The 21,893-nt window shown below is 71.2% G+C and carries 25 protein-coding genes and 1 pseudogene; 11 read left to right on the forward strand and 15 right to left on the reverse strand.

What is annotated here, in order from left to right; all coding sequences use genetic code 11:
- The 4 genes from ACIBBD_RS31730 to ACIBBD_RS31745 form a co-directional block, all read left to right on the forward strand.
- Positions 1–686 (forward strand): toxin glutamine deamidase domain-containing protein (locus ACIBBD_RS31730; protein WP_399423016.1); only part of this gene is annotated, 686 nt, incomplete at its 5' end.
- A complete protein-coding gene (locus ACIBBD_RS31735; RefSeq protein WP_399423017.1) occupies positions 687–989 on the forward strand; it encodes a serine protease in 303 nt (100 codons plus the stop codon).
- Positions 990–993: 4 nt separating this feature from the next.
- Positions 994–2,295 carry a YrhB domain-containing protein gene (locus ACIBBD_RS31740; RefSeq protein ID WP_399423018.1) on the forward strand — a complete coding sequence of 434 codons (1,302 nt, stop codon included), beginning with the start codon at positions 994–996 and terminating at the stop codon, positions 2,293–2,295.
- A gap of 73 nt (positions 2,296–2,368) precedes the next feature.
- Positions 2,369–3,094: a hypothetical protein gene (locus ACIBBD_RS31745; protein WP_399423019.1), complete on the forward strand. Its 726-nt coding sequence runs from the start codon at positions 2,369–2,371 to the stop codon at positions 3,092–3,094.
- On the opposite strand, the gene ACIBBD_RS31750 is transcribed toward ACIBBD_RS31745, so the two are convergent.
- From ACIBBD_RS31750 to ACIBBD_RS31790, 9 genes are all read right to left on the reverse strand, one after another.
- Complete coding sequence (locus tag ACIBBD_RS31750) at positions 3,051–3,524, reverse strand: hypothetical protein (protein ID WP_399423020.1); 474 nt, start codon at positions 3,522–3,524, stop codon at positions 3,051–3,053. The genes ACIBBD_RS31745 and ACIBBD_RS31750 overlap by 44 nt on opposite strands.
- Positions 3,524–4,024 (reverse strand): hypothetical protein, encoded by a 501-nt coding sequence (locus ACIBBD_RS31755; RefSeq protein ID WP_399423021.1) that lies wholly within the window; start codon positions 4,022–4,024, stop codon positions 3,524–3,526. Before ACIBBD_RS31755 ends, ACIBBD_RS31750 begins: the two co-directional genes overlap by 1 nt.
- Before the next feature lie 38 nt (positions 4,025–4,062).
- Positions 4,063–5,409, reverse strand: a complete 1,347-nt coding sequence (locus ACIBBD_RS31760; protein ID WP_399423022.1) for a hypothetical protein — start codon at positions 5,407–5,409, stop codon at positions 4,063–4,065.
- 100 nt (positions 5,410–5,509) lie between these two features.
- The gene (locus ACIBBD_RS31765) at positions 5,510–5,953 is read right to left on the reverse strand and encodes a hypothetical protein (RefSeq protein ID WP_399423023.1); all 444 of its coding nucleotides are present in this window, start codon (positions 5,951–5,953) and stop codon (positions 5,510–5,512) included.
- Positions 5,954–6,179: 226 nt separating this feature from the next.
- The gene (tuf, locus tag ACIBBD_RS31770; protein WP_399423024.1) at positions 6,180–7,373 is read right to left on the reverse strand and encodes an elongation factor Tu; all 1,194 of its coding nucleotides are present in this window, start codon (positions 7,371–7,373) and stop codon (positions 6,180–6,182) included.
- 155 nt (positions 7,374–7,528) lie between these two features.
- The gene (fusA, locus tag ACIBBD_RS31775; protein ID WP_399423025.1) at positions 7,529–9,655 is read right to left on the reverse strand and encodes an elongation factor G; all 2,127 of its coding nucleotides are present in this window, start codon (positions 9,653–9,655) and stop codon (positions 7,529–7,531) included.
- Between the two features lie 39 nt (positions 9,656–9,694).
- Positions 9,695–10,165: a 30S ribosomal protein S7 gene (gene rpsG / locus ACIBBD_RS31780; protein ID WP_168371942.1), complete on the reverse strand. Its 471-nt coding sequence runs from the start codon at positions 10,163–10,165 to the stop codon at positions 9,695–9,697.
- 2 nt (positions 10,166–10,167) lie between these two features.
- Positions 10,168–10,539, reverse strand: coding sequence for a 30S ribosomal protein S12 (gene rpsL, locus ACIBBD_RS31785; RefSeq protein WP_003948652.1), 372 nt, complete (start codon positions 10,537–10,539; stop codon positions 10,168–10,170).
- Between the two features lie 386 nt (positions 10,540–10,925).
- A complete protein-coding gene (locus tag ACIBBD_RS31790) occupies positions 10,926–12,002 on the reverse strand; it encodes a glycosyltransferase family 2 protein (protein ID WP_399423026.1) in 1,077 nt (358 codons plus the stop codon).
- Between the two features lie 140 nt (positions 12,003–12,142).
- On the opposite strand from ACIBBD_RS31790, the gene ACIBBD_RS31795 reads away from it, so the two are divergent.
- Positions 12,143–13,420, forward strand: a complete 1,278-nt coding sequence (locus tag ACIBBD_RS31795) for a hypothetical protein (RefSeq protein ID WP_399423027.1) — start codon at positions 12,143–12,145, stop codon at positions 13,418–13,420.
- 178 nt (positions 13,421–13,598) lie between these two features.
- Here the strand turns inward: ACIBBD_RS31795 and ACIBBD_RS31800 are convergent, their stop codons facing one another.
- From ACIBBD_RS31800 to ACIBBD_RS31815, 4 genes are all read right to left on the reverse strand, one after another.
- A complete protein-coding gene (locus ACIBBD_RS31800; RefSeq protein WP_399423154.1) occupies positions 13,599–14,087 on the reverse strand; it encodes a DUF1707 and DUF4190 domain-containing protein in 489 nt (162 codons plus the stop codon).
- Positions 14,088–14,247: 160 nt separating this feature from the next.
- The gene (locus ACIBBD_RS31805; protein ID WP_399423028.1) at positions 14,248–14,463 is read right to left on the reverse strand and encodes a hypothetical protein; all 216 of its coding nucleotides are present in this window, start codon (positions 14,461–14,463) and stop codon (positions 14,248–14,250) included.
- The gene (locus ACIBBD_RS31810) at positions 14,460–15,242 is read right to left on the reverse strand and encodes a hypothetical protein (protein WP_399423029.1); all 783 of its coding nucleotides are present in this window, start codon (positions 15,240–15,242) and stop codon (positions 14,460–14,462) included. The genes ACIBBD_RS31805 and ACIBBD_RS31810 overlap by 4 nt, the downstream gene beginning before the upstream one ends.
- 157 nt (positions 15,243–15,399) lie before the next feature.
- Positions 15,400–15,975, reverse strand: coding sequence for a WhiB family transcriptional regulator (locus ACIBBD_RS31815; RefSeq protein WP_399423030.1), 576 nt, complete (start codon positions 15,973–15,975; stop codon positions 15,400–15,402).
- Between the two features lie 246 nt (positions 15,976–16,221).
- Between ACIBBD_RS31815 and ACIBBD_RS31820 the strand changes: the two genes are divergently transcribed.
- The 5 genes and pseudogenes from ACIBBD_RS31820 to ACIBBD_RS31840 all read left to right on the forward strand — a co-directional run.
- Entirely contained in the window at positions 16,222–16,716 is a 495-nt protein-coding gene (locus ACIBBD_RS31820) for a helix-turn-helix domain-containing protein (RefSeq protein WP_399423031.1), read from the forward strand.
- 631 nt (positions 16,717–17,347) lie between these two features.
- On the forward strand, positions 17,348–17,761 hold the full coding sequence (locus ACIBBD_RS31825; protein WP_399423032.1) for a hypothetical protein: 414 nt from the start codon (positions 17,348–17,350) through the stop codon (positions 17,759–17,761).
- 146 nt (positions 17,762–17,907) lie between these two features.
- Positions 17,908–18,510, forward strand: a complete 603-nt coding sequence (locus tag ACIBBD_RS31830) for a phage tail protein (protein ID WP_384654082.1) — start codon at positions 17,908–17,910, stop codon at positions 18,508–18,510.
- A 107-nt stretch (positions 18,511–18,617) separates the two neighbouring features.
- Positions 18,618–18,908, forward strand: a complete 291-nt coding sequence (locus tag ACIBBD_RS31835; RefSeq protein WP_360332101.1) for a hypothetical protein — start codon at positions 18,618–18,620, stop codon at positions 18,906–18,908.
- 65 nt (positions 18,909–18,973) lie between these two features.
- Positions 18,974–19,243: pseudogene (locus tag ACIBBD_RS31840) on the forward strand (hypothetical protein); the annotation flags it as partial.
- Positions 19,244–19,454: 211 nt separating this feature from the next.
- On the opposite strand, the gene ACIBBD_RS31845 reads toward ACIBBD_RS31840, so the two are convergent.
- A complete protein-coding gene (locus tag ACIBBD_RS31845; protein WP_399423033.1) occupies positions 19,455–20,255 on the reverse strand; it encodes a hypothetical protein in 801 nt (266 codons plus the stop codon).
- 482 nt (positions 20,256–20,737) lie between these two features.
- On the opposite strand from ACIBBD_RS31845, the gene ACIBBD_RS31850 reads away from it, so the two are divergent.
- On the forward strand, positions 20,738–20,947 hold the full coding sequence (locus tag ACIBBD_RS31850) for a hypothetical protein (protein WP_399423034.1): 210 nt from the start codon (positions 20,738–20,740) through the stop codon (positions 20,945–20,947).
- A gap of 69 nt (positions 20,948–21,016) precedes the next feature.
- On the opposite strand, the gene ACIBBD_RS31855 is transcribed toward ACIBBD_RS31850, so the two are convergent.
- Positions 21,017–21,880 carry a hypothetical protein gene (locus tag ACIBBD_RS31855; protein ID WP_399423035.1) on the reverse strand — a complete coding sequence of 288 codons (864 nt, stop codon included), beginning with the start codon at positions 21,878–21,880 and terminating at the stop codon, positions 21,017–21,019.
- Between the last annotated feature and the right edge of the window lie 13 nt (positions 21,881–21,893).

Below are 21,893 nucleotides of genomic sequence, written 5' to 3' on the forward strand. Positions count from 1 at the left end.
AATTCCTCGGCCGCCTCCTCCCCGAACTCATCGGCACCAAGGGCGCCGGACTCGGACGCACCGCCCTGCGCACCGGCCTCAAGGAGGGACTGGAGAGCAGCGCGGCTCAGGGCGCCAAGTACGGTGACGAACTCGCGGACGCGCAGAAGGCGGCCAAGGCCGGGGACACGCCGAAGGACTGGAGCGGCCTCGCCAAATCCACGGACCACGTCGGGGAAAAGGCGATTCACGCCGACTCCGTGGATCCGAAAGCGGCCCAGGAATTCCTGGACAGCGAGTATCCGTGGCTGAAGGACGTCAACCAGACCGGTATGCCGGGTTACACCCAGAACTGCAGCCATAACGTGGTCGCGGTGGACCGCAGGCTCGACGGTCAGGAAGTCGTCGCGACCCCGAGGGACAAGCCCGACCACGTCGAGCCGTCATACCTGGGCTCGTCGAGGGCGAAGGGCCACTACGACATGGTCAACAGCTACGATGACATCATCAAGGACCTCCAGTCCCGCGGAGACGGCTCCCGCAGTGTCGTGTACATCAGCCGCCCGGACGGCTCGGCGCACGTCTTCAACGCCGTGAACACCAAACACGGTGTCGTGTTCCTCGACGGCCAGAGCGGGACGCTCGGAAATCTGGAGAAGAACGTCTCGTCCATCGGCCATATCCCTTATCGCGACGGAGTCAAATAAATGGTGACCAAAGATCAGGCCGTCTCGGCGGGCGCCCATTTCCTGAAGACATCCGCTTATCCGGAGCAGGCGGATTCCGTGGTCATGCTCCCGGACACGGCCATCGAATTCCCCTACGGGTGGACCGTCCGCTTCGATTTCAAGGAGCACATCGAGACGGGCAACCCCGCGGCGGCCCCGTTCACCTCGGTCATCGTCGTCCCGCACTCCGGCGCGGCCGCGCACTTCCCCCCGTCCCACCTCCCCGTGGCCGACTACATGGAGTTGTGCGCCGCGGGCAACTGGCCCCCCAAGAAGGGATAGCGAGGTGTCCGTCCCTCACGACCGCGCCGCCGCCTGGCTGAACGCCACCTACGGCGGCCTCGTCGCGCCGGCCGCCCCGCACCCGGTGCACGAGACGTCCACCGCCTGGCTGGTCGCGTGCCGGGCGGTGCCGCAGCCCGGCTACCCCGACACGCCGATGCTGGCGGCCTCCGTGGTGGTGCCCAAGGACGGCGGTTCCCCGTTCCACCCCGCGCCGAGCGACCCGCTCGCCGACCTGGCCCCGGCCGCCTCACCCGAGGAGGCGGCGCGCCGGGTCGAGGGACAGTCCCTCCGGATCAACTCCCGGGGCAGCACGGTCGCCCTGCACAGCGCGATCAGCGGCGCCCCGTCGGTGCCGCTGCCCTGGCGGCCCTCCGACGAGGCACCGGGCTGGGTGGCGCGCTTGAAGCGCCGCTACTTCCCCGACTTCACGCGGGTGCCCGTCGACAGCTGGGACGACGTGGTCAGGGCCGTCACCGAGCCGGGCCCGGACACGCGGGGCGTGGTGTGGGTACGACGGGAGATCGGCGGCCGGGAGGCGACCGGCAACCTGCTGTACGCGCACAACAACAAGGGCCAGGTCGTCCTGCTGGACGCCCTGACGTCGTCGCTCGCCCGGCTCGACACGGATCTGGTGCGCGAGCTGGTGCTGCTCCGGGCCCTTCCCGCGGCGCAGACACCCCGGCGGCTGCCCTGGGAGCGGCCGGCGACGGACTTCGCGTCGGCGGTCGACAAGGCCCGGCTCTGGCTCGACGACGCCTACCACGGCCAGGTCGTCCTGGACGCGCCGACGCCGCAGGACGAGACCGCGCGTGGCTGGGTCTTCTCCTGCAACACGGTCCGCTTCCTGCGCGACGGCCGCTGGCAGGACGCCCTCCTCGACGCCACCGTCGTCGTCCCCAGGGACGACACCGCGCCGTTCGGCCTGCCCTACTCGGATCCCTGGGCGTGGCTGGCCCGTTGGGACGCGGGTGAGAACCCGGGATCGGCGGGCCTGCCCGTGGCGCCCCAGCCCGGCCGCGCCTCCTGGTTCGAGCCGACGCTCTCGGAGCTGGGCTCGGTCCTCTCCACCTCCGAGCACGAGGACTGGGACGGCGCGCTGGAGGCCCTGTCCGTCCTGCCCGACGAAGCGCGCGCGCTGGTCTGGGTGCGCCGCACGGACGGCCGGTCCCGGGAGGCCGTGGGGTGGCTGGTGACCGCGCGCAAGATCGCGGGCGGCCTGATGCTGATCGACGGGGCGACCGGCTCTCCCGCGAAACCCGATCCGACGGGCGTGCACCGGCTGCACGTGATCCGGTACCGCTGAGGCGGGGCGCGGTACGGACACTTCCGTTCGGACGGCATCGCGCACCCCACCCCCGTACGCGTTCCTGGTCTGCGTGGACACCCCCGTGCCGGTGGCCGGTCCGCGGGCACCGGGGCTGCCGCCCGACGCCGGCATGCGGTCGACGATCCGGTCGTCGACCGCCCGCCGCCCGGAGGACGTCCCGCTGGCCCGCGTCTTCGCACCGCGCACCGAGCAGCGGTGGGGGCGCGGGACGCCACGGCCCCTCCGGATCCACGACGGGCACGGGCGGCAGGCCGCGGTGCTCCGTCCACCCGGCCGCTGCGGACACCATGACGTGCACGCCGCCGACGGCACCGTCCTCGCCAGGATCACCCGCCGCCCCGGCCGGCTCCTGACCTGGCCCCGCCGCGTCCGCTGGTCCGCGCGCCTCGCCACCGCGGCGCATCCCGTCACGGGCAGGGAGGGCACCTGGTACGTCTGCCTCACCTACGGGGTGACGGCCCCCTCGTGGTTCCCCCACGCGCTCCGCGCGACCCTGTACGCGCTCATCGACGGCACCACGGACGACCCCGCGTTCAGCAGACCCGTCCGCGCCCACCGGCGCGCGCAGGGCACCGGCACGGTCCTGGACCACCGGGGCGTCAGCGAGGTCCACCGCCTCGACCCACGCCACCTGGACGCCCGGGTCGCCTATGCCCTGGCGGTCCTGCAGATCCGGGAAGGCGGGGGCCGGTCCGTCACCCCGCTCCGACGGGCCCTCCGTCGCCCGCCCGTCACCACTTGCCCAGCACCCCCCGCCAGGTCCACCCCGAGCTGAGGACCACCTTCAGCAGCGGGTTGCGCATGTCCCGCGAGTCGAAGCGGAACGTCTCGACCTTGCGGCGGCGGCCGTCGGGGCCCCGCTCATAGGCCCACTTGCGGGAGACCGCGGTCGAGGGCCCACGGCCGTACCGCTTGCCGCCGGTTTCGGGTGCCCTGTCCCACCGCTCGTCGAGCGTCAGCACCTCGCCCTTCTCGGCCACGAAGCGCATCCGGGTCTTCAGGGTCATCCTCAGCTCGGGCACCTGCCACTCCGCCACCAGGTCGGCCTTCTCCTGGGGGAGGGCGTTGCGCACGCGGAACGGCGTGCCCGCCCCGTTGAGCGCGAGCAGCGCGGCGCGGACCTCCGTGGCCGGCAGCCGTTCGACCCCGCTCTCGGGGTACCGGGTACCGGTGCGCTTGTCCCGGTACCTGCTCCAAAGGCCCATCACCGGCGCTCCGTTCGCGTTTCCGGCCGTACCGTGCGCAGGAAGTCCTGGAAGTCCCCGAGGACGGTGTCGTGCTCGGCCGCCGTGGCGGTCAGGGCCAGCCGGATCACCGCCCGCTTGTGCGGATCCGCCACGTCCGACAGGGTCAGGTACACCTGCGACTGGACGAGGTCGCGTCGCGTGTCGCCGGTGACGGCCGAGAAGAGCAGCCGCTGCGTCAGCGCGGGCGCGTCCTCGGAACCGACCTCCTGCCGGCCGGTCACCTCCACCGGCCCGGCGACCTGGCGCAGGTGCTCCACCGACGCGTCCGCGAGGTCGGCGAGGGTCGCCGTGGCCGGCGGGACCTCGCCGTCGATGGTGATGTTGGCGCTGAACCCGGCGTCCGCCTGCGGACGCACGGCGGCGAAGGCCACTCCCTGCGCTTCGAGCACCTCAGGACTGGCCGGGAGCCAGCCGTCGGGCAGCCGGAACTCGATCGGCACCGGCAGTGTCGCGGGCATGTCGTGCCCTCCTTCCGTGGGGGACGTGGGCGAGTACATCAGAACCAGCTGGTGACGGTGTCCTTGACCGAACCGGCGGCGTCGCCGACCACGTCGAGACCGTCGCCCACCGCGTCGGCGGCGGCACCGACGCTCTTGGCCACCTTCTCCGGGTCGACGGTGATCTCCAGTCCCAGGCTGCCGCCGACCGGGAGGGAGGCGCCCGCGTCCGCGCCGATCGTCCACACCCCGGTCTGCTCGTCCTTCTTCCAGCCCGCCCAGGCCTCCGCACCCGGCCCCTTCCATGCCTCGGCCGTCCCGCCGATGCCGATCCCGGCGACCTCCACACCGCCGGCGACCCCGGCCTTCCCCCCGGCGAAGGCCTTCGCGCCCACGGTGACCTCGTTGCGGGTCAGATTGAGGTTGGTGCTGGCCTCGGCTCCGGCGAATCCCTCGGTCCGCCCGTAGACACCGGCGTACGGCCCGTACTCGGCCCGGCCCTCGGCCAGGGCCCGGATGCCCACGGACGCCTCGGCCTTGGCGGTGAAGCCCTTCTCCGTGAACCCCCCGGTCGCGGTGGCTCTGGCTCCCCCGTAGACGTCGGCGATCCCGGAGAGCTTCCACTGGCCGTTGGTCAGGGTGCCTTCCGCGGTCGCGTGGAAGAGGTCGGCGTACGCCTTGAACGACGCCTCCTTGCCGTACTTGGGCCCGGTGACGGTGTAGCCGACATCCGGTCCGGTCACCGTGAACGTGCTCTCCGAGACCCACCCGGAGATCTTCAGGCCCTCCTTGGCCGCCGCGGCCTCGGCCTCGTACCTCTCGATGTCGCCGTAGGCCTTGCCGTTGAAGCCGGTGAGGGTGCCGTCGTTGAGGTCGGAGTCGACCACCACGGCAGCGAGGGCGATCTCGACGCCCTTGTCTGCCTCCCCCACGTCCTTCACGAGCTGGTCGACGCGCTGCTGCCAGGAGGCCACCGCCTTGCGGACGCTCTCCTGGTAGTCGGGGTCGTGGACGTAGGCGGTGCGTTCGCCCTGGGTCAGCTTCTCGGTGTCGAAGGTGACCACGCCCTGGTCCGACACCTTCATGCCGGCCTCGACGGCGTCCTGGCGGGCCGACCGGAGCTTGCCGCGCAGGTCGACGAACTGCGTGTGCGCGTCCCGCAGCAGCGAGGCGATCCCCTTGGCCTCGACCTGGGCGTTCTGGAACTCCTTGAGTGTGGTGTCGAAACGCCGGTTGGCCGCGTACGCGCTCAGCCCCACCCAGGAGTCGCCCAGCGTGATGCCGTGCACATCCCGCTGGTAGGCCTTCTCCTGTTTGGCGAACTCCTCGGCCATCCCGTCCCAGCGGTCGGCGGCCGCGGTGAGCGTCGACAGGTCGGTCGTCATGATCTCGTGGTACGTCGGCATGGGGCCCCCGTCATGCGTGGTCGGACTCGGTCGGAGTCGGTTCGCGGAGTCGGTTCGCGCAGGCGGTACGCGCAGGCGTCGCGCGACCGGACGCGCGGACTCAGTACCCGTCGAGGTTCGACGACTGACGGATGCCGTTGCCGACGCCGAGGTCCGTGCCCTGCAGCACGGTGTTGGTGCCGCGCAGCGCCGCCTTCTCCGACGCGAGCCGGTTCATCAGGTTCGTCACCTGCTCCCCCCACGTCGTGTGGGCCTTCTTGAGCGCCCCGGAGGTGAGCCACCCGTCGCCGTCCTTCGGCTGGAACGCCTTGACGGCCGTGTCCGTCTCGGTGTCCGCCCAGTCACCGGCCTTGCGCGTGTCGGGCTCGATGTTCTCCTCGATGGCCTTGGCCGCGGCCCTCTTCTGGGCGGGCGACGAGGCGAGGTCCTTCCGGCCCCCGGTGGGTGAACCCCCCGGATCGAGCGGAATCTGGTTCAGCCGCATGCCCAGGGGGCCCTCGGCCCCACCGACGCCTGTGTGCTGTTCCCCTGTCGGCTGTGTCATGACTGCCTTCCCCCGTGCGCTCGGCCGGCGTACGGCGGGCAGACTAGCAACCGTTTCTTTCATCGCGTTCGCATACCTGTGCCTGTGACACGAGTGCTACACGAGTCCTACGGGACCACCCCGCATTCGGCATGCGAAAGGGCCCGTACGACCGAAGTCGTACGGGCCCCTTCAGGCCTCTTCAGGTCAACTGACCCGGGTCAGGCCGACCCTCAAGCGAGTGGACTCACTTGGTGATCTTGGTGACCTGGCCGGCGCCCACGGTGCGACCACCCTCACGGATGGCGAACTTCAGGCCCTCTTCCATGGCGACGGGCTGGATGAGCTCCACCTTCATCTCGGTGTTGTCACCCGGCATGACCATCTCGGTGCCCTCGGGGAGGGTCACGACGCCGGTCACGTCCGTCGTACGGAAGTAGAACTGCGGACGGTAGTTGTTGAAGAACGGCGTGTGGCGGCCACCCTCGTCCTTGGACAGGATGTAGGCCTGCGCCTCGAACTCGGTGTGCGGGGTGACCGAGCCCGGCTTGATGATGACCTGGCCGCGCTCGACGTCCTCGCGCTTGATGCCGCGGAGCAGCAGACCGACGTTCTCACCGGCCTGGCCCTCGTCGAGCAGCTTGCGGAACATCTCGATGCCGGTGACCGTGGTGGAGGTCTTCTCGGTCTTGATGCCGATGATGTCGACGGTCTCGTTGACCTTCAGGACACCACGCTCGATACGGCCGGTGACGACCGTACCGCGACCGGTGATCGTGAAGACGTCCTCGATCGGCATGAGGAACGGCTTGTCGACGTCGCGCTCCGGCTCCGGGATCGCGCTGTCGACGGCGTCCATCAGCTCCAGGACGGACTTGCCCCACTCGGCGTCGCCCTCGAGCGCCTTGAGCGCCGAGACCTTGACGACCGGGACGTCGTCGCCCGGGAACTCGTACTCGGAGAGGAGCTCACGAACCTCGAGCTCGACGAGCTCCAGGATCTCCTCGTCGTCCACCATGTCGGCCTTGTTCAGGGCGACCACGATGTACGGAACACCGACCTGGCGGGCCAGGAGCACGTGCTCCTTGGTCTGCGGCATCGGGCCGTCGGTGGCGGCGACCACCAGGATCGCGCCGTCCATCTGCGCGGCACCGGTGATCATGTTCTTGATGTAGTCCGCGTGACCCGGGCAGTCGACGTGGGCGTAGTGACGCGCCTCCGTCTGGTACTCGACGTGCGCGATGGAGATGGTGATACCGCGCTGACGCTCCTCAGGAGCCTTGTCGATCTGGTCGAAGGCCGAGGCCTCGTTCAGGTCCGGGTACTTGTCGTGCAGCACCTTGGTAATGGCGGCCGTGAGGGTCGTCTTACCGTGGTCGATGTGACCGATGGTGCCGATGTTGACGTGCGGCTTAGTCCGCTCGAACTTCGCCTTCGCCACTGGGGTCCTCCTGTGGAGTGGTTCTGTACGCCTTACTTCATCGGCGCCAGGTGATCTTTGCTGGAAAGCCCGGGCCTCGGGGCAAACATCCAGGAATGCGGGTGTTTGCCCCGTGAGGCTCCGGAGTCAAGCCTACGGCGTGGAAACGGAGTGCGTTACTCGCCCTTGGCCTTCGCGATGATCTCCTCGGCGACGTTCCGCGGAACCTCGGCGTAGGAGTCGAACTGCATCGAGTAGCTGGCGCGACCCGACGTCTTGCTGCGGAGGTCGCCGACGTAGCCGAACATCTCCGACAGGGGCACGAGGCCCTTGACGACACGGGCACCCGCCCGCTCCTCCATGGCCTGGATCTGGCCACGGCGGGAGTTGATGTCACCGATGACCTCGCCCATGTAGTCCTCGGGCGTGGTGACCTCGACGGCCATCATCGGCTCGAGCAGCACGGGGCTGGCCTTGCGCGCGGCCTCCTTGAAGGCCTGCGAACCGGCGATCTTGAACGCGAGCTCGGAGGAGTCGACCTCGTGGTAGGCACCGTCGAGCAGCGTGACGCGCACGCCGGTCATCTCGTACCCGGCGAGGATGCCGAACTGCATGGCCTCCTGCGCACCGGCGTCCACCGAGGGGATGTACTCCTTCGGCACACGGCCACCGGTCACCTGGTTGACGAACTCGTAGGACGTGTCGCCACCCTCGATGGGCTCGATCGCGATGATGACGCGAGCGAACTGGCCGGTACCACCCGTCTGCTTCTTGTGGGTGTACTCGACCTTCTCGACGGCCTTGCGGATCGTCTCGCGGTAGGCGACCTGCGGCTTGCCGACGTTGGCCTCGACCTTGAACTCACGGCGCATCCGGTCGACCAGCACCTCGAGGTGCAGCTCGCCCATACCACCGATGATGGTCTGGCCGGTCTCCTCGTCCGAGTGGACCTGGAAGGACGGGTCCTCCTCGGCCAGGCGCTGGATGGCGACACCCAGCTTCTCCTGGTCGCCCTTGGACTTGGGCTCGATGGCGACCTGGATCACCGGCGCCGGGAAGTCCATGGACTCCAGGATGACCGGCTGCTTCTCGTCGCAGAGCGTCTCACCGGTGGTGGTCTGCTTCAGGCCCATGACGGCGACGATGTCGCCGGCGCCCACCGAGTCGATCTCCTCACGCTTGTTGGCGTGCATGCGGTAGATCTTGCCGATGCGCTCCTTGCGGCCCTTGACCGAGTTGAGCACGGCGGAGCCGGACTCGAGGCGGCCGGAGTAGACGCGCACGAAGGTGAGCTTGCCGAGGTGCGGGTCGCTCATGATCTTGAACGCCAGCGCCGACAGCGGCTCGTCGTCGGACGGCTTGCGCTTGATGACCGTCTCCGGGTCCTTGACGTCGTGGCCCTCGATGGCCTCGATGTCGACCGGGGACGGCAGGTAGCGCACGACCGCGTCGAGCAGGGGCTGAACACCCTTGTTCTTGAACGCGGTACCGCAGAACACCGGGGTCACGGTGGTGCCGGTGCCCTTGCCGGACGCGATGGTGATACGACGGATCGCCGCGTAGAGCTGCTCCTCGGAGGGCTCCTCGCCCTCGAGGTACAGCTCCATGAGCTCCTCGTCGTTCTCGGCGACGGCCTCGAGCAGCTTGCCGCGCCACTCCTCGGCGGCCTCGGCGTGGGTGGCCGGGATGTCGACGGTGTCGTACATCTCACCCTTGGTCGCCTCGGCGGACCAGACGAGGGCCTTCATCTTCACGAGGTCGATGACGCCCTTGAAGTCGGCCTCGGCACCGATCGGCAGCTGCATGACCAGCGGCTGGGCACCCAGACGGTCGCTGATCATGTCGACGCAGCGGTGGAACTCGGCACCGGTACGGTCGAGCTTGTTGACGAAGCAGATACGCGGAACGCCGTAGCGGTCCGCCTGACGCCACACCGTCTCGGACTGGGGCTCGACGCCGGCGACGCCGTCGAACACCGTCACGGCACCGTCGAGCACGCGCAGGGAGCGCTCCACCTCGACGGTGAAGTCGACGTGACCCGGGGTGTCGATGATGTTGATGGTGTGGTCGACGTCTTCCAGCGGCCAGTGACAGGTGGTGGCAGCAGAGGTGATCGTGATGCCACGCTCCTGCTCCTGCTCCATCCAGTCCATGGTGGCAGCGCCGTCGTGGACCTCACCGATCTTGTACGAGACACCGGTGTAGAACAGGATCCGCTCGGTGGTGGTCGTCTTGCCCGCGTCGATGTGGGCCATGATGCCGATGTTGCGCACCTTGGCCAGGTCAAGCGAAGTGGTAGCCATAAGGCTTCAGTCTTCTCTCGGTCTCGATGTGGACTGCGACTACCAGCGGTAGTGCGCGAAGGCCTTGTTGGACTCGGCCATCTTGTGCGTGTCCTCGCGCTTCTTCACGGCCGCACCGAGGCCGTTGGAGGCGTCGAGCAGCTCGTTGAGCAGACGCTCGGTCATGGTCTTCTCGCGACGGGCGCGGGAGTAACCGACCAGCCAGCGCAGCGCCAGGGTGTTGGCACGGCCGGGCTTGACCTCGACCGGGACCTGGTAGGTGGCGCCACCGACACGGCGGGACTTGACCTCGATGGTCGGCTTGATGTTCTCGAGAGCGCGCTTGAGCGTGATGACCGGGTCGTTGCCGGTCTTGTCGCGCAGGCCCTCCATGGCGCCGTAAACGATCCGCTCGGCGGTCGAGCGCTTGCCGTTCAGCAGCACCTTGTTGATCAGGGAGGTCACCAGAGGAGAACCGTAGACCGGGTCGATGATGACCGGGCGCTTCGGGGCGGGGCCCTTACGAGGCATTCTTACTTCTCCTTCTTGGCGCCGTAACGGCTGCGAGCCTGCTTGCGGTTCTTGACACCCTGGGTGTCGAGCGAGCCGCGGATGATCTTGTAGCGAACACCCGGCAGGTCCTTCACACGGCCGCCGCGCACGAGCACGATGGAGTGCTCCTGCAGGTTGTGTCCCTCACCCGGAATGTAAGCGGTGACCTCGATCCCGCTGGTCAGACGCACACGCGCGACCTTACGCAGGGCCGAGTTCGGCTTCTTCGGGGTGGTCGTGAACACACGCGTGCAGACGCCGCGACGCTGAGGGGAACCCTCGAGTGCGGGCGTCTTGTTCTTCTCGACCTTGTCCTGCCGGCCCTTGCGGACCAGCTGCTGGATCGTAGGCACTACTTCTCCGGTTTCTGTGTGCCGATGGGTACAGCTAACCTGGAACGTCGCCGACCCACGCGGTCGGGTGTGTCGAATCCCGCGGACTCTCGCCGCCAGGCAGAAAGAGGCGCAGATTACGGTGGCCGCTCTCGGGCCCCGGTGCGGTCGAAGGCACGCACGAGGGCCAGGGCACACCCCAGGCACAAGGTCTGAGCGTACCCAGCGCACTCACTCCGGTCAAAACAGAGGCAACGCCACCGGCGCATGGGGGCTGCGGGCCGGGTGACCTGCGCTCCCGCGAGGGTGTGCGCCTATATCACGGGACCAGTGGGCCCGCAAGCGGAACGCCCACCGCCGCGGAGGTCCTGTGCTGTCCCCGGGCGTGCGTGTGTTGTGGGGGTCGGCTACCCGCGCAGGGTGCTTTCATGCGCCGCCGGGGTCTCCGGAGGCGCCGCCGGGTTCCTCGCGGGAGGCGCCGGGTCGGTGGTGGGAGGTCTCGGGTTCGCGGCGGGAGACGCCGGGTTCTGCGGGGGCGGCGCCGTCGCCGTGTCGTGGCCCACGAAGTACGTCGGCCGGTTCTGTACGGCCGTGTAGATGCGGCCCACGTACTCGCCGAGCAGGCCCACGCAGATCAGCTGGACCGCTCCGATGAACAGGACGCCGGTGAAGAGGGAGGTCCAGCCGGGGACCGTGTGGTCGAACGCGTGGGCGCCGAGGGTGTAGACCATCAGGCCCAGGCAGACCAGGAAGGCGAAGCCGCCGAGCCAGGTGGCGATCCGCAGCGGGGCCGCGGAGAAGCCGGTGACGCTGTCGACGGCGAGGCGGATCATCCGGCCGAGGGGGTACTTGCTCTGGCCGGCCGGGCGCGGGGCGCGCTCGTACGTCACGTGGCCGCTGGGGAAGCCCAGCCAGGGCACGAGCAGCCGGTACACCCGCTGCTGGTCCGGCAGCGCCTTCAGCGCGTCCACGGCCGCCCGGCTGAGCAGCCGGAAGTCGCCGGCCTGGGCGGGGACCGAGGGCCCGGCCAGGCGGCGCACGAGGCGGTAGTACAGACCGGCCGTCCACCGCTTGAACCCGGTGTCGCTGGCCCGGTCGGCCCGGATGCCGTAGACGATGTCGAGCCCCTCGCCGCGGGCCAGGGCCAGCATGTCGGGGATCTTCTCGGGCGGGTCCTGGAGGTCGGCGTCGATGCTCACCACGTAGGCGCCGACCGCCCGGTCCAGGCCGGCGGTGAGGGCGGCCTGGTGGCCGGAGTTGCGGCGCAGGCCGATCACCCGCAGCTCGGGCCAGCCGAGCCGGAAGGCCGCGAGCAGGTCGGCGGTACGGTCGGTGCTGCCGTCGTCCACGGCCACCACCTCGTAGCCGACGCCGAGGTCCGCGAGGACCGGGCGCAATCTGCTGACCAGCGCCGGAAGGACCTCTTCCTCGTTGTACATCGGTATGACGACCGACAAGACGGTCGGAGGAGTTGTTGTATCCATTGCCTCAGCCACCCGCCCCTCCCCCAACCCCTGGTGCGAATGTGCGACTCTGTTGTGATCTTATGACAGACACTTCACGATCATCCGGACAGTCGTTCCTCCCCGGGTTCCGGTGATCGGGGCCGAGGGGGACCACTCTCATGAGCACGGCTTCCAGTGACGCGGCGACGGATTCCGCCGTGCCCGGCGAGCAGGAGGCACGGCCACGCCGTGTCCGCCGCCTCGCCCTGCCGGCCGGTGTACGACCGTACCTTGCCCCGCTGATCCTGTACGGCGTCACGAAACTCGTCGGGCTCACCGTCTTCGCGTTCCTGCTGGAGGCCGCCGGGGACTACCGCAAGAAGGAGCCGCGGTTCGGCGGTGGCGCCCACTGGTGGGACGTCCTCGCCACCTGGGACGGCTGGTGGTACCTCCAGGTGGCCGAGAAGGGGTACGACCCGCGCCCGCTGGAGCGGCTCGATCCCGGGGGCCTGTTCACGGTCAAGCAGAACTCCGTGGCCTTCTTCCCGCTGTACCCGGGCCTGATCCGGGGGGTGTCGGAGGTGACGGGGCTCGGGCTGTTCGGGTCCGGGATCCTCGTCTCGGTCGTCGCCTCCTTCGTCGCGGCCGCCGGGATCTACGCCGTGGTCTCGCTGCTCGCGGGCGCCCGCGCGGGCACGATCGCCGCCGGGCTGTGGGCGGTGGCGCCCGGCGCGGGCGTCGAGTGGGCGGTGTACTCGGAGTCCCTGTTCGTGGCGATAGCGGCCTGGTGCTGCTACTGCGTGATGAAGCGCCGCTGGGTGGCGGCAGGACTGCTCGCCTTCGTGGCCGGACTGAACCGGCCGACCTCCGCCGCGCTCATCGGCGCGGTCGGGCTCGCGGCGCTGGTGACGCTGGCGCGGCGGGAGAGCAGACGCGAGCACGGAGTGGCGGGACCGGTGTACGCCATGGTCGCCGCGCCGCTCGGGCTGCTCACCTACGTCACCTGGGTGGGCCTGAGCATGGGCGACCTGACGGCGTACTTCACGCTCCAGCGCGAGGGCTGGGCGCACTACTTCGACTTCGGCGCCTACACCCTGGACGTCCTGGGCAACACGGCTGTCGGCCACCACAACTACCTGTTCGCCTTCTCCGTGCCCGACCTGCTCGCCGTCCAGCTGGTGCTGGCGCTGCCCTTCCTGATCGCGCTGATGCTGCGCAAGAAGCCGCCGCTGGTGCTGGTCGCGTACACGCTGGCGAGCATCGTCACCGTGCTGGGCACCCAGCAGATGTTCGGCAACACCCCGCGCTATCTGCTGCCCTGCTTCCCGCTGCTGCTGGCCCCGGCGGCGGCGATGAGCCGGCTGAAGCTGCCGAGCCTGGTGGTGTTCTTCTCGACGGCGGCGCTGGCGTCGGGGTGGTACGCGCACTACGTGATGTTCGAGCTGGGGATCCCGTAGGCCGGCCGCTGGTGCGTGGCCCGGCCGGCCCGGCCCGGAGGGACAGACGGCCCGGGCCGACGGGCTCGGTTTCCCGCGGGAGGTCCCGTGGGAGACCTGCCCGGTAGGAGGCCTGCCCATGGCACGGCCGGCTGGGCTCGGCTCCCCGCGGGAGGCGAACCCGCTGCGGGACCGGCGGTCAGCTTCCGGCGACCGCCGCCAGGAACAGGATCGCCAGGACGAGCGCCCAGCCCGCCACGGACAGCCAGCCCAGGACGAGGCCGGCCATGGCGAAGCCGTCGCCGCCCTCGCCGGTCCGGCGGATCTCGGCGCGGGCCGAGTGGCCGAGGATCACCGCGGGGACACCGGTCAGGCCCATGGTCATCGTGGTGAGGACACCGCAGACCATGGAGCCGACCGCCTTGCCGTTGGTGGGCGGGGGCGGTGCGGGCAGGAACGTGCGCGGCACGGGCGGGCCACCGAACGCCTGCGCCGGCGCGGCGGAGGGCTGTACGGCCACCGGCCCCTGCGGCAGGTCGGCGATGAGCAGGGACAGCTCGGCGACCGTACGGGCCTCGTAGGCCCGGCCCACCCGCCGGTCGAACTCGGCCTGCTGGAGACGCCCCTCGGCGAACCCGGCTCTGAGCACGTCCACGGCGCGCTCGCGATCCGCGTGGGACGCGAGCATCGACGGACCGCTCTGCGCCTGCCACGGCTGCCATGGCGACGGATACGACACGGACACCTCCCCCGGACGGCTTGAATGCCTCCATCATTCCCCTACGCTCCGGGTGCCGCGATGGTTCCCCCGCACGAACCGCCGATTCCGTCAGGTGATGTGGCGGGGCTCACCTCGCCCGGCGGGGCGTCCCACGGGCCTCGCGTTCGGCCGCGAAGACGTCCTCCAGGCGGAAGAGCTGGGCACGGCCCGCCTTGCCGGCCGGTTTGAGGCGGCCCAGCTGGACCCACTTGCGGATGGTCGCGGGGGCGACCCCGGCCTCCTGGGCGGCCAGCGGGCCGGGGATGAGCGTCGGCCGTTCGGGGTGGTTCCTCGCGTCGCTCACCGGACCGCCGCCTTCCACTCGCCCTCGTCCCAGGTGTGCCGGTAGGCGGGATCGTCGTGGCAGCCGCAGTCCGGCTCCGGACAGCGGCAGGCCGGATTGATGCAGAGGACGGCGCCCCGGTCGGGGAAGGCCCGCAGCGACACCGAGTCGCACCAGGGACAGCGCCCGGGCATCCGCACCACGGTCTCGGTGTCCCCCAGCGCGCGGGCGCACCGGCGCGCCATCCGCCGCGTCTCGTCGCGCACGTGCGCGGCCAGGACGGGGTCGGCGGCGATGCCGTCGAGCAGGGCGGCGATCCGTTTCAGCCGCTCCGGCACGGGCGCCCGGCGCGGGCGGGGCAGCCCGAGGCGGTCCCGCACGGCCTCCTCCAGCTCCACGACGCCGTCGGATATGTCACGGATGGCGTCGGAGATGTGCAGCCGCAGGGGCGCGGCGCTGTGCCCGGGGGCGACGAGTCCGTGCTGCTGCTGGAGCAGCAGCGCCTCTTCCCGCTCCTGCCGCAGTCGGGCGGCGAGGTCGGCGGGGGGTGGGGGCGGCGCCGGGCGGTGGGCGGGGGCCGCACGGCCGGGGACCAGCTCGGCGGCGAGCTCCGGAAGTTGCCGGAGCAGATGGGTGATCCAGAGGGCGGCCTGGGTGGCGGTGGGATGGGAGTCGGCGAGGTGGGGGTCGGTGGGGTGGGGGGCTGGGGGGCGGGAGTCGGTGTGGCGGGAGCCGGTGGGGTCCGGGGCCGTGGGGTGCGGCCCGGCGGCGGGCGGGTCCGTCGGGTGCGGTTTTGCCACGCGCGGGTCCGTCGGGTGCGGCTTGGCCACATGCGGGTCCGTGGGGTGCGGCCTGGCCGAGTCGGCGTCGGCGGGGTGGCTTCCGGGAGCCCGGTGGGCGGCCGGGCGCTCCCCGGACACTCGGTCTGTCGGCGGGCGACCCGCGCTCGGTCGGTTCTCAGCCAAGGAGGCCTCCCTGAAGGGCGGTCGCGGTGGTCGGACCCGGCACAGGGGCTGGAGCCGGCGGGGTGGTCGGACCCGGCACAAGGGCGGCAGCCGACGGGGTGGTCAGGCCCGCCATAGCGGTCGAGGCCGACGCTGTGGTCAGGCCCGTCGTACCGGTCGAGGCCGACGCGTCGGCGCGCCCGGGGACGGCGGCGCGGCCGGAGACGGCGGCGCGGCCGGAGACGGCGGGGCGCCCAGCGGCGGCCGGAGCGGACACGCCTGCCGGAGCGGAGGACGGCCGCGGCGCGAGGGCGGGGCGGACCGGTACGGCGACCGGGCGGCCCGAGCGCCAGAGGCGGCCTCCGCAGACCCCGTCGAACCAGTTCTCCGCCGGGGCCACCGCCTCCTCACAGGCGCGACGCACCGTGCAGCCGGCGCAGGCCCGCAGCGCGGGGGCGGCCTCCTTGGCCTTCTTGGAGAAGACGATCCGCGGGGAGAGCCCGGCACAGGCGGCGGCGGACTGCCAGCCGACGGCACGGGACGGGCGTGGGCGATCCGGTGGGCAGGAACGGGTTTCGGGCATGGACATGGGACCCCCCTGTCGGTTCGGAAGACGGTCCGTGAGCGAGCCGTACGAAGTGAACGTCCCCCAGGGTTACAGATTGCGTGCGCGCCCGCAACGAGTTCTGGATCACCGAGCTCCGCCACCCTCGCGAAATCTCCACGAAGCTCCACGAAAAACACCCACCTTCTTCAGTGCTTGCACGAGAGCACGTAATTCCGCGCGCGCAAGCAAGCTAAACTCTTGCCACCCCCGAAGGAAGCGAGCAGAGACATGACCAGCCAGGATCTGGACGCGTTCGCCGCGTGGGTCGAAGACCTCATGCGCGACCGCGGCTACGACATCGACAGTCCACGCGGCGGCGGAAAGTCGCGGATCGCGGACGAGGCGGGCGTGCACCGCGCGGCCGTCACCCGTCTGCTGCAGCGCCAGAGCATGCCCGACCTCGAGACCACGCGCCGCCTCGCGCGTGTGCTCGGCGTCCCGGTCCGCGACATGCTCATCCGCTCCGGCCGGCTGACCGCCGAGGAACTCGCCGACCCCCACGACTACTTGGCCACCCCCGCGCCCAACGCGGAGTTCGGCCGCCGCCCCACGCTGGAGGAGGTCGCCGACCTGCTCGGCGTGCCCGCGGACCGACGGGAGATGTTCGTCAGAGTGGTGGAGCAGTTCCTGCCCAATGACGACGAGATCGCGGGGCAGCAGGAGCGCGAGGAGCGGCGGGTCCTGATGGAGGCGGCGACGGCGGCGTCCACCAGCGCCGACTGATCCCCCTCGGCCGATCCCCACCACGGCCGCAGGAGACGCCGACTACGGGCACCCGTGGGCCGACGGGTGCACCTCGTGGACGCCGTACGCCCAAGAGACGGGGACACGTCATGGACGTCGGGGGACGTCCGACGCAGTCCCGCTCCCGCCCCAGCCTCGTCATGGACGCCGGGCACCGTCCGACGCGGTCCAGCTCCTGCCCGGCCTGTGACGGTGGGCACCCTTCCCCGCGTAACGCACGCGCCGCGCGCCGCCGCCTACGCACGCGCGCGCAACCCTCCCTCGACAGCGCACCGCGGGTCCCCTCCCCAGCCATCGCAGCGCACCCCCTTCCCCCGCGCCCCGACCTCCCCCCACAACCCCGGCCCCCACGAGCCCCCACGTCTCCCCCACTCCCACCGCGTGCTTCCGCCCCTCCCGCGCCTCTCGGCGCGATTGCCTCGCCGATTTAGTTGCGTGCGCGCACGCTCGTCTGTCACAGTTGGTGCAGCGGCGGAGCTGTGCCCGCGGCCCCCCAGCGGGCCGCACCCGCCGCCGCACGCCGGGCCGAGGCGCCGCGCGCCTCCCCTGACCGCCCCCGCGCGGCGCCCGCCCGGCGGCTCTCCCCTTCTTCCCGGCGAGGTGACCCGGCATGACCACACCCACCCCACCGAGCGCCTTCCCGGACGTCGAGGCCCTGGTCGTCGACATCCTGGAGGCCGACTCGGCCCTCTCCACGGCGCTCGTGACCGTCGATCCGCCGTCGGACTTCGACGGCAGGACCGCCGCCGTGCTCGTCAACCGGCGCGGCGGCGCCTGGGTCGGCGAGCTCCACGTCGACCAGCCGCTGATCGAGCTGGAGGTGTACGGCCCGACCAAGCAGGCCGCGCACGTCCTGGCCAACTCCGCCCGCCGCGCGCTGATGGCCGCGGCCGGCAACCGCTACGGCACCAACCTCATCACCGAGGTGGAGGAGCAGGACGGCCCGCGCTGGCTGCCCGACTACCTGTACAGCGCGGCCAACCGGTACGTGACCGTGCTCAAGGTGTTCATCGACGTCTACTGACGCACCCCGCGCGGCCCGGCCCGCCCGTACGCCGCGCCCCACAGACCGAAGGCCCCGCCCGTCCCCGACCGGCGGGGCCTTCGCCGTACCCGGAGAGGCCGGGGACGGCACCCCGCATCACCACCCCTCTAAAAGGAGACCCACCCATGGCAGGCACCAACTCCTCCGAGATCCGCATCGCCGGAGTCGGCCGGCTCTACGTCGCCACGGCCGACACCGACATCCCGACCACCTTCTCCTCCGACACCTCCACCGACTGGGCCGGCTGGAAGAACCTCGGCTTCACCTCCGGTGAGGGCGTCACCTTCAGCAAGAAGGACAAGCTGGAGCCGGTCGACGTGTGGCAGGCCGTCAGCCCGGTGCACTTCGTGTACTCGGACCGCGACCTGACGCTGAAGTTCTCGCTGCTGCAGTTCAACGAGGACACGCTGCCGTTCTTCATGGGCGGCGGCGGCGTCACCGCCGTGACCGGCGCCACGGGCGTCTACCAGTACGACATCGCCGACCGTCCGTACGCCGACGTGCGCGCCCTCGGCCTGGAGTTCACCGACGTCCGGGCGAGCGACGGCACCACCCCGGTGACCTACCGCTTCGGCATCCCGCGCGGCCAGGTCACGGCGGCCGACGACATCAAGCTGGCCCGCAAGTCGCCGGCCCAGCTCGGCATCACCTTCACGGCGATGGCCTCCGGCGACGGCTCGGCGCTGGCCAGCTTCGTGATGAAGGACGCCTCGTACGCCGCGTCCTGACCCACCGGGGTGGGGCGGGCCCTCCGCCCGCCCCACCCCGGGCCCCCTCCCGCTCACCCGCTCACCTTCGACATCCGGCTTCACGGACCCGAGGAGTACCCATCACCATGGCCCGTTTCGACGTCAACGCCGCCCGCGCCCAACGCCTGGAAGCCCTCGGCCGCACCTGGTCGTTCGAGCTCGACGGCGAGAGCTTCACCCTGCCCACGGAGCTGACCCGCGCCACCGCGAAGGCGCTGCGCAAGCTCGACGACAACGACGTGGACGGGCTGCTCGGGCTGCTCATGGGCGAGCAGCAGTTCGCCCGCTTCGAGCGGCACGAGGTCACCATGCAGGACATCGCCGCCATCCTGGAGGCCTACGGCAAGGAGACCGGGCTCGGCCTGGGGGAAGGCTGAGCCTCGTCGGGTTCGTGGACGAACACGCCGAGGCCCTCGAAGCGGACCTGCTCCGCTACTACGGCATCGACCTGCTCGACTGGCACCGGGACCGCCTCTCCGCGCGGCGGCTCTCGGTGCTCATCAAGCACCTGCCGCGGGACAGCGCCCTCAACCGCGACCTGTACGGCGAGGCCGCCGAATGGTCGGTGACGGACCATCTGCTGGCCGCCGCCGTGGACCATCTGGCGGCGGCGAACTGGATGTTCGCCTGCGTCAACTCGGACGAGCACGACCAGCCGGAGCCTCCGGCGCCCGTGCCGCGCCCGGGTGACGGGCCGGGGCCGACGGACGAGGACGGTCCCTGGAACGACGGGACCGACGGGACCGACGGCAAAGACGCCGGCCGGACAGCGGGCGGGGCGGGTGCGGGGACCGGGGCCGGCACGGCCACCGGACCCTCGACCGGCGTCGCTCCGCACGGCGCCCAGGCCGACGCCCAGGCACCGTCCGCGGTCCAGCTGGCCCGGTTCTTCGCCTGAGCCGGGGCGGGACCGGTGGTGACGCTCACCGGGATCCCGGTGCCCCCGGCTGCTCGTCCCGGCGCCGGCCGGCCGCCCGGCCCTCCATTTCGTCGGCGAGGGCCCGGGCCCGGTCCGACAGCCGGCGGCGTTCGTCGCCTCCGGCCCCGGACGGGTCGGCCGGATCCTGCGCGGAGCGCTCCGCGGCTTCCGTACGGCGTCCCCTGTCCCGCCCGGCGGCTCCCGTGTCGCCGGGCCGGTCCAGCGGGGGAACGCTGGGGCGGCCGTTACGGCGGACCACCGGACGCCGCTCCGCGGGTGCCGACCGCTTCTCCCGCACCTCACGGGCGGAGAGGAGGAAGTCACCCGAGGACTCACCCGAGGGGCCTGCGGACTCGTCCCCGGCGCCTCCGAGCCCGTCGGGTCCGTCGCCGTCGCGTCCGTCCTGTCCTTCCCGTCCGTCCTCGTCCTCCCGCCGGTCCGAGGCCGGCCGGAGCACGTTGCTCCTGCTCCCCCGCGGGGGCGCGGTCACGGGGACCGGCGCGCCGTCCGCCACGGACCGCTCGCGTTCGCCGCGCTGCTCCACTCGTGTCACCTCGGAAGGGGGCCGCAGCAGCTGGACGTACGGGAGCTGGATGACCTCGCCGCCGGGCTCGCCCTCCGCCCGTCGTGCCCTGCGCGGGCGGCGGCCGGTGCGGGCGTCCTCCTGGCCCTGGAGGTAGGCGGCGGTGATCCGTTCCTCGTAGGCCCGGCGGATCGCGGGGAGCTGCTCGGCGACGACGTCGGCCCAACCCGCGCTGTAGGCGGCCGTTTCGCGGCGGTCGAGCTCGGCTCGCGGCAGGGTCACGAGGTCTTCCGGGTCGTAGCCGTGACGGAGGACGAGCTCGGAGACGCGGGCGATGAGATGTGGAAGATCGGGAGACTGTTCCAGCCAGTCGATCAGATGATCATGTCGCGCATTGTTGGCGTCGCCGTCCACCCCGTTGGCCTTGCTCTCGTCCCCTGTCTCTCCGCGCCCCCCGCGCGCGGACGGCCACCCGTCGCCGTCCACCGTCGTCCGACGGGCCCTCAGGTCGCTTGCGGGGCCCTGTAGTTCGTGCGTTCCCTTACCGACGGGAGAACGGCCGGATCCTACTCCACGAACCTGACACAAAATTCAGTGCACCCTGCATCGCCGCAGGTCCGGACCGCAGAATCACGGAGAGTCCTCGGCAAACACGGAACGGCACCACGTCATTACTCGTACACTAGTTCGAACGGACGCTTCGTACACCCCAGGAGCGTCATCAGCACCACAGCCCAGCGGACAGACCGGAAAGCAGGCCCGACATGGCGACTGGCACCAGCAACTCCCCGAAGCAGCCGATCGACACCTACACCCGCCTCGCCCATCTCCTGCACACCACGGCCCCCGACAGCGAGGCCCTGCTCGACCGGGTGTACGAAGAACTGCTCGCCCGGGAGTCGCGCGCCTACGCGGCGGGGTGGTCGGACGCGCTGACGGAAGCGCGGCGGGCGGGCCACCCACGACGCCCGTAGGGACAGGCCGGGGAGACGACGCCGGATCTCCGGCGAGCGGGGACCGGCGCACCCGGAACGCCGTAACCGTCAGAACAACAGAGCGACCACTTGGCCCACGGTCATGGCGAGCCCGAGCAGCAGGACCGGCACCCCGAAAAGGACGACCCCGGCACCTCTCCAGACCAGGGTCCGCGCCGCCAGTGTGCAGACCGCGACGTCCGGGTTCTCCGGGTCGTGGACGACCTCGATGCGCCGCGGATCGCCGCCGATCCCCGGCGCCGCGTAGTCGGCCCTGATCTCGTGTGCGCCGCCCTCCAGGTCGGTGTAGCGGAAGTACTTCCGCCGACCGGTCCCGCGGTCGAACAGCGCCACGACCGCGACCCCCCGCTTTCTCAGCACCCAGCGTCGGCGCGCCGCCACGGCCGCCGGCCCGACGAGAAGGATGCCGAGGGCGAGCGGCATCACTCCCGTCGCCCACAGCAGCGCCCGGAACGGCCTTCCCGCCAGGGCCAGCCCGGCGATACCGGCGAGATAGACCGCGAGGACAGCGAACTCCTGCGCGCGCATGCGCCGATTCCGGCGCCGGGCGGTCTCCGACGTGCCCGTCGGCAGCACGTCGACCAGAGACGCCCCGCCCTGTGGCGGTCCCGTCTCCGACCGCTCCCGGTTGATCACCTCGACGAGGCGCGCCGCCGCTGAGGCGTCCCGGCCTTCCACCACGAACACCGGCCCCGGCCCGCCGTCACCGCCCCACAGCGCCACCTCGACCGACCGGCCGCCGCGCCCCGTCACCCGGGCCCCTTCGACAGCCGCCATCGGTATCCGCCGACGCGCTCCCTTCTGCAGCAGCCAGACGGCCCTGGCCTCGAGCCAGATGCTCTCGCCCTGTCCACGGAGCGTGATCGACGGCAGCGGGGCGGGCGACGGCGACGGCTCGGACCGACGGGGCATGACTACCTCTTTC

This window comes from Streptomyces sp. NPDC051315, from assembly GCF_044455165.1.
Lineage (GTDB): Bacteria > Actinomycetota > Actinomycetes > Streptomycetales > Streptomycetaceae > Streptomyces.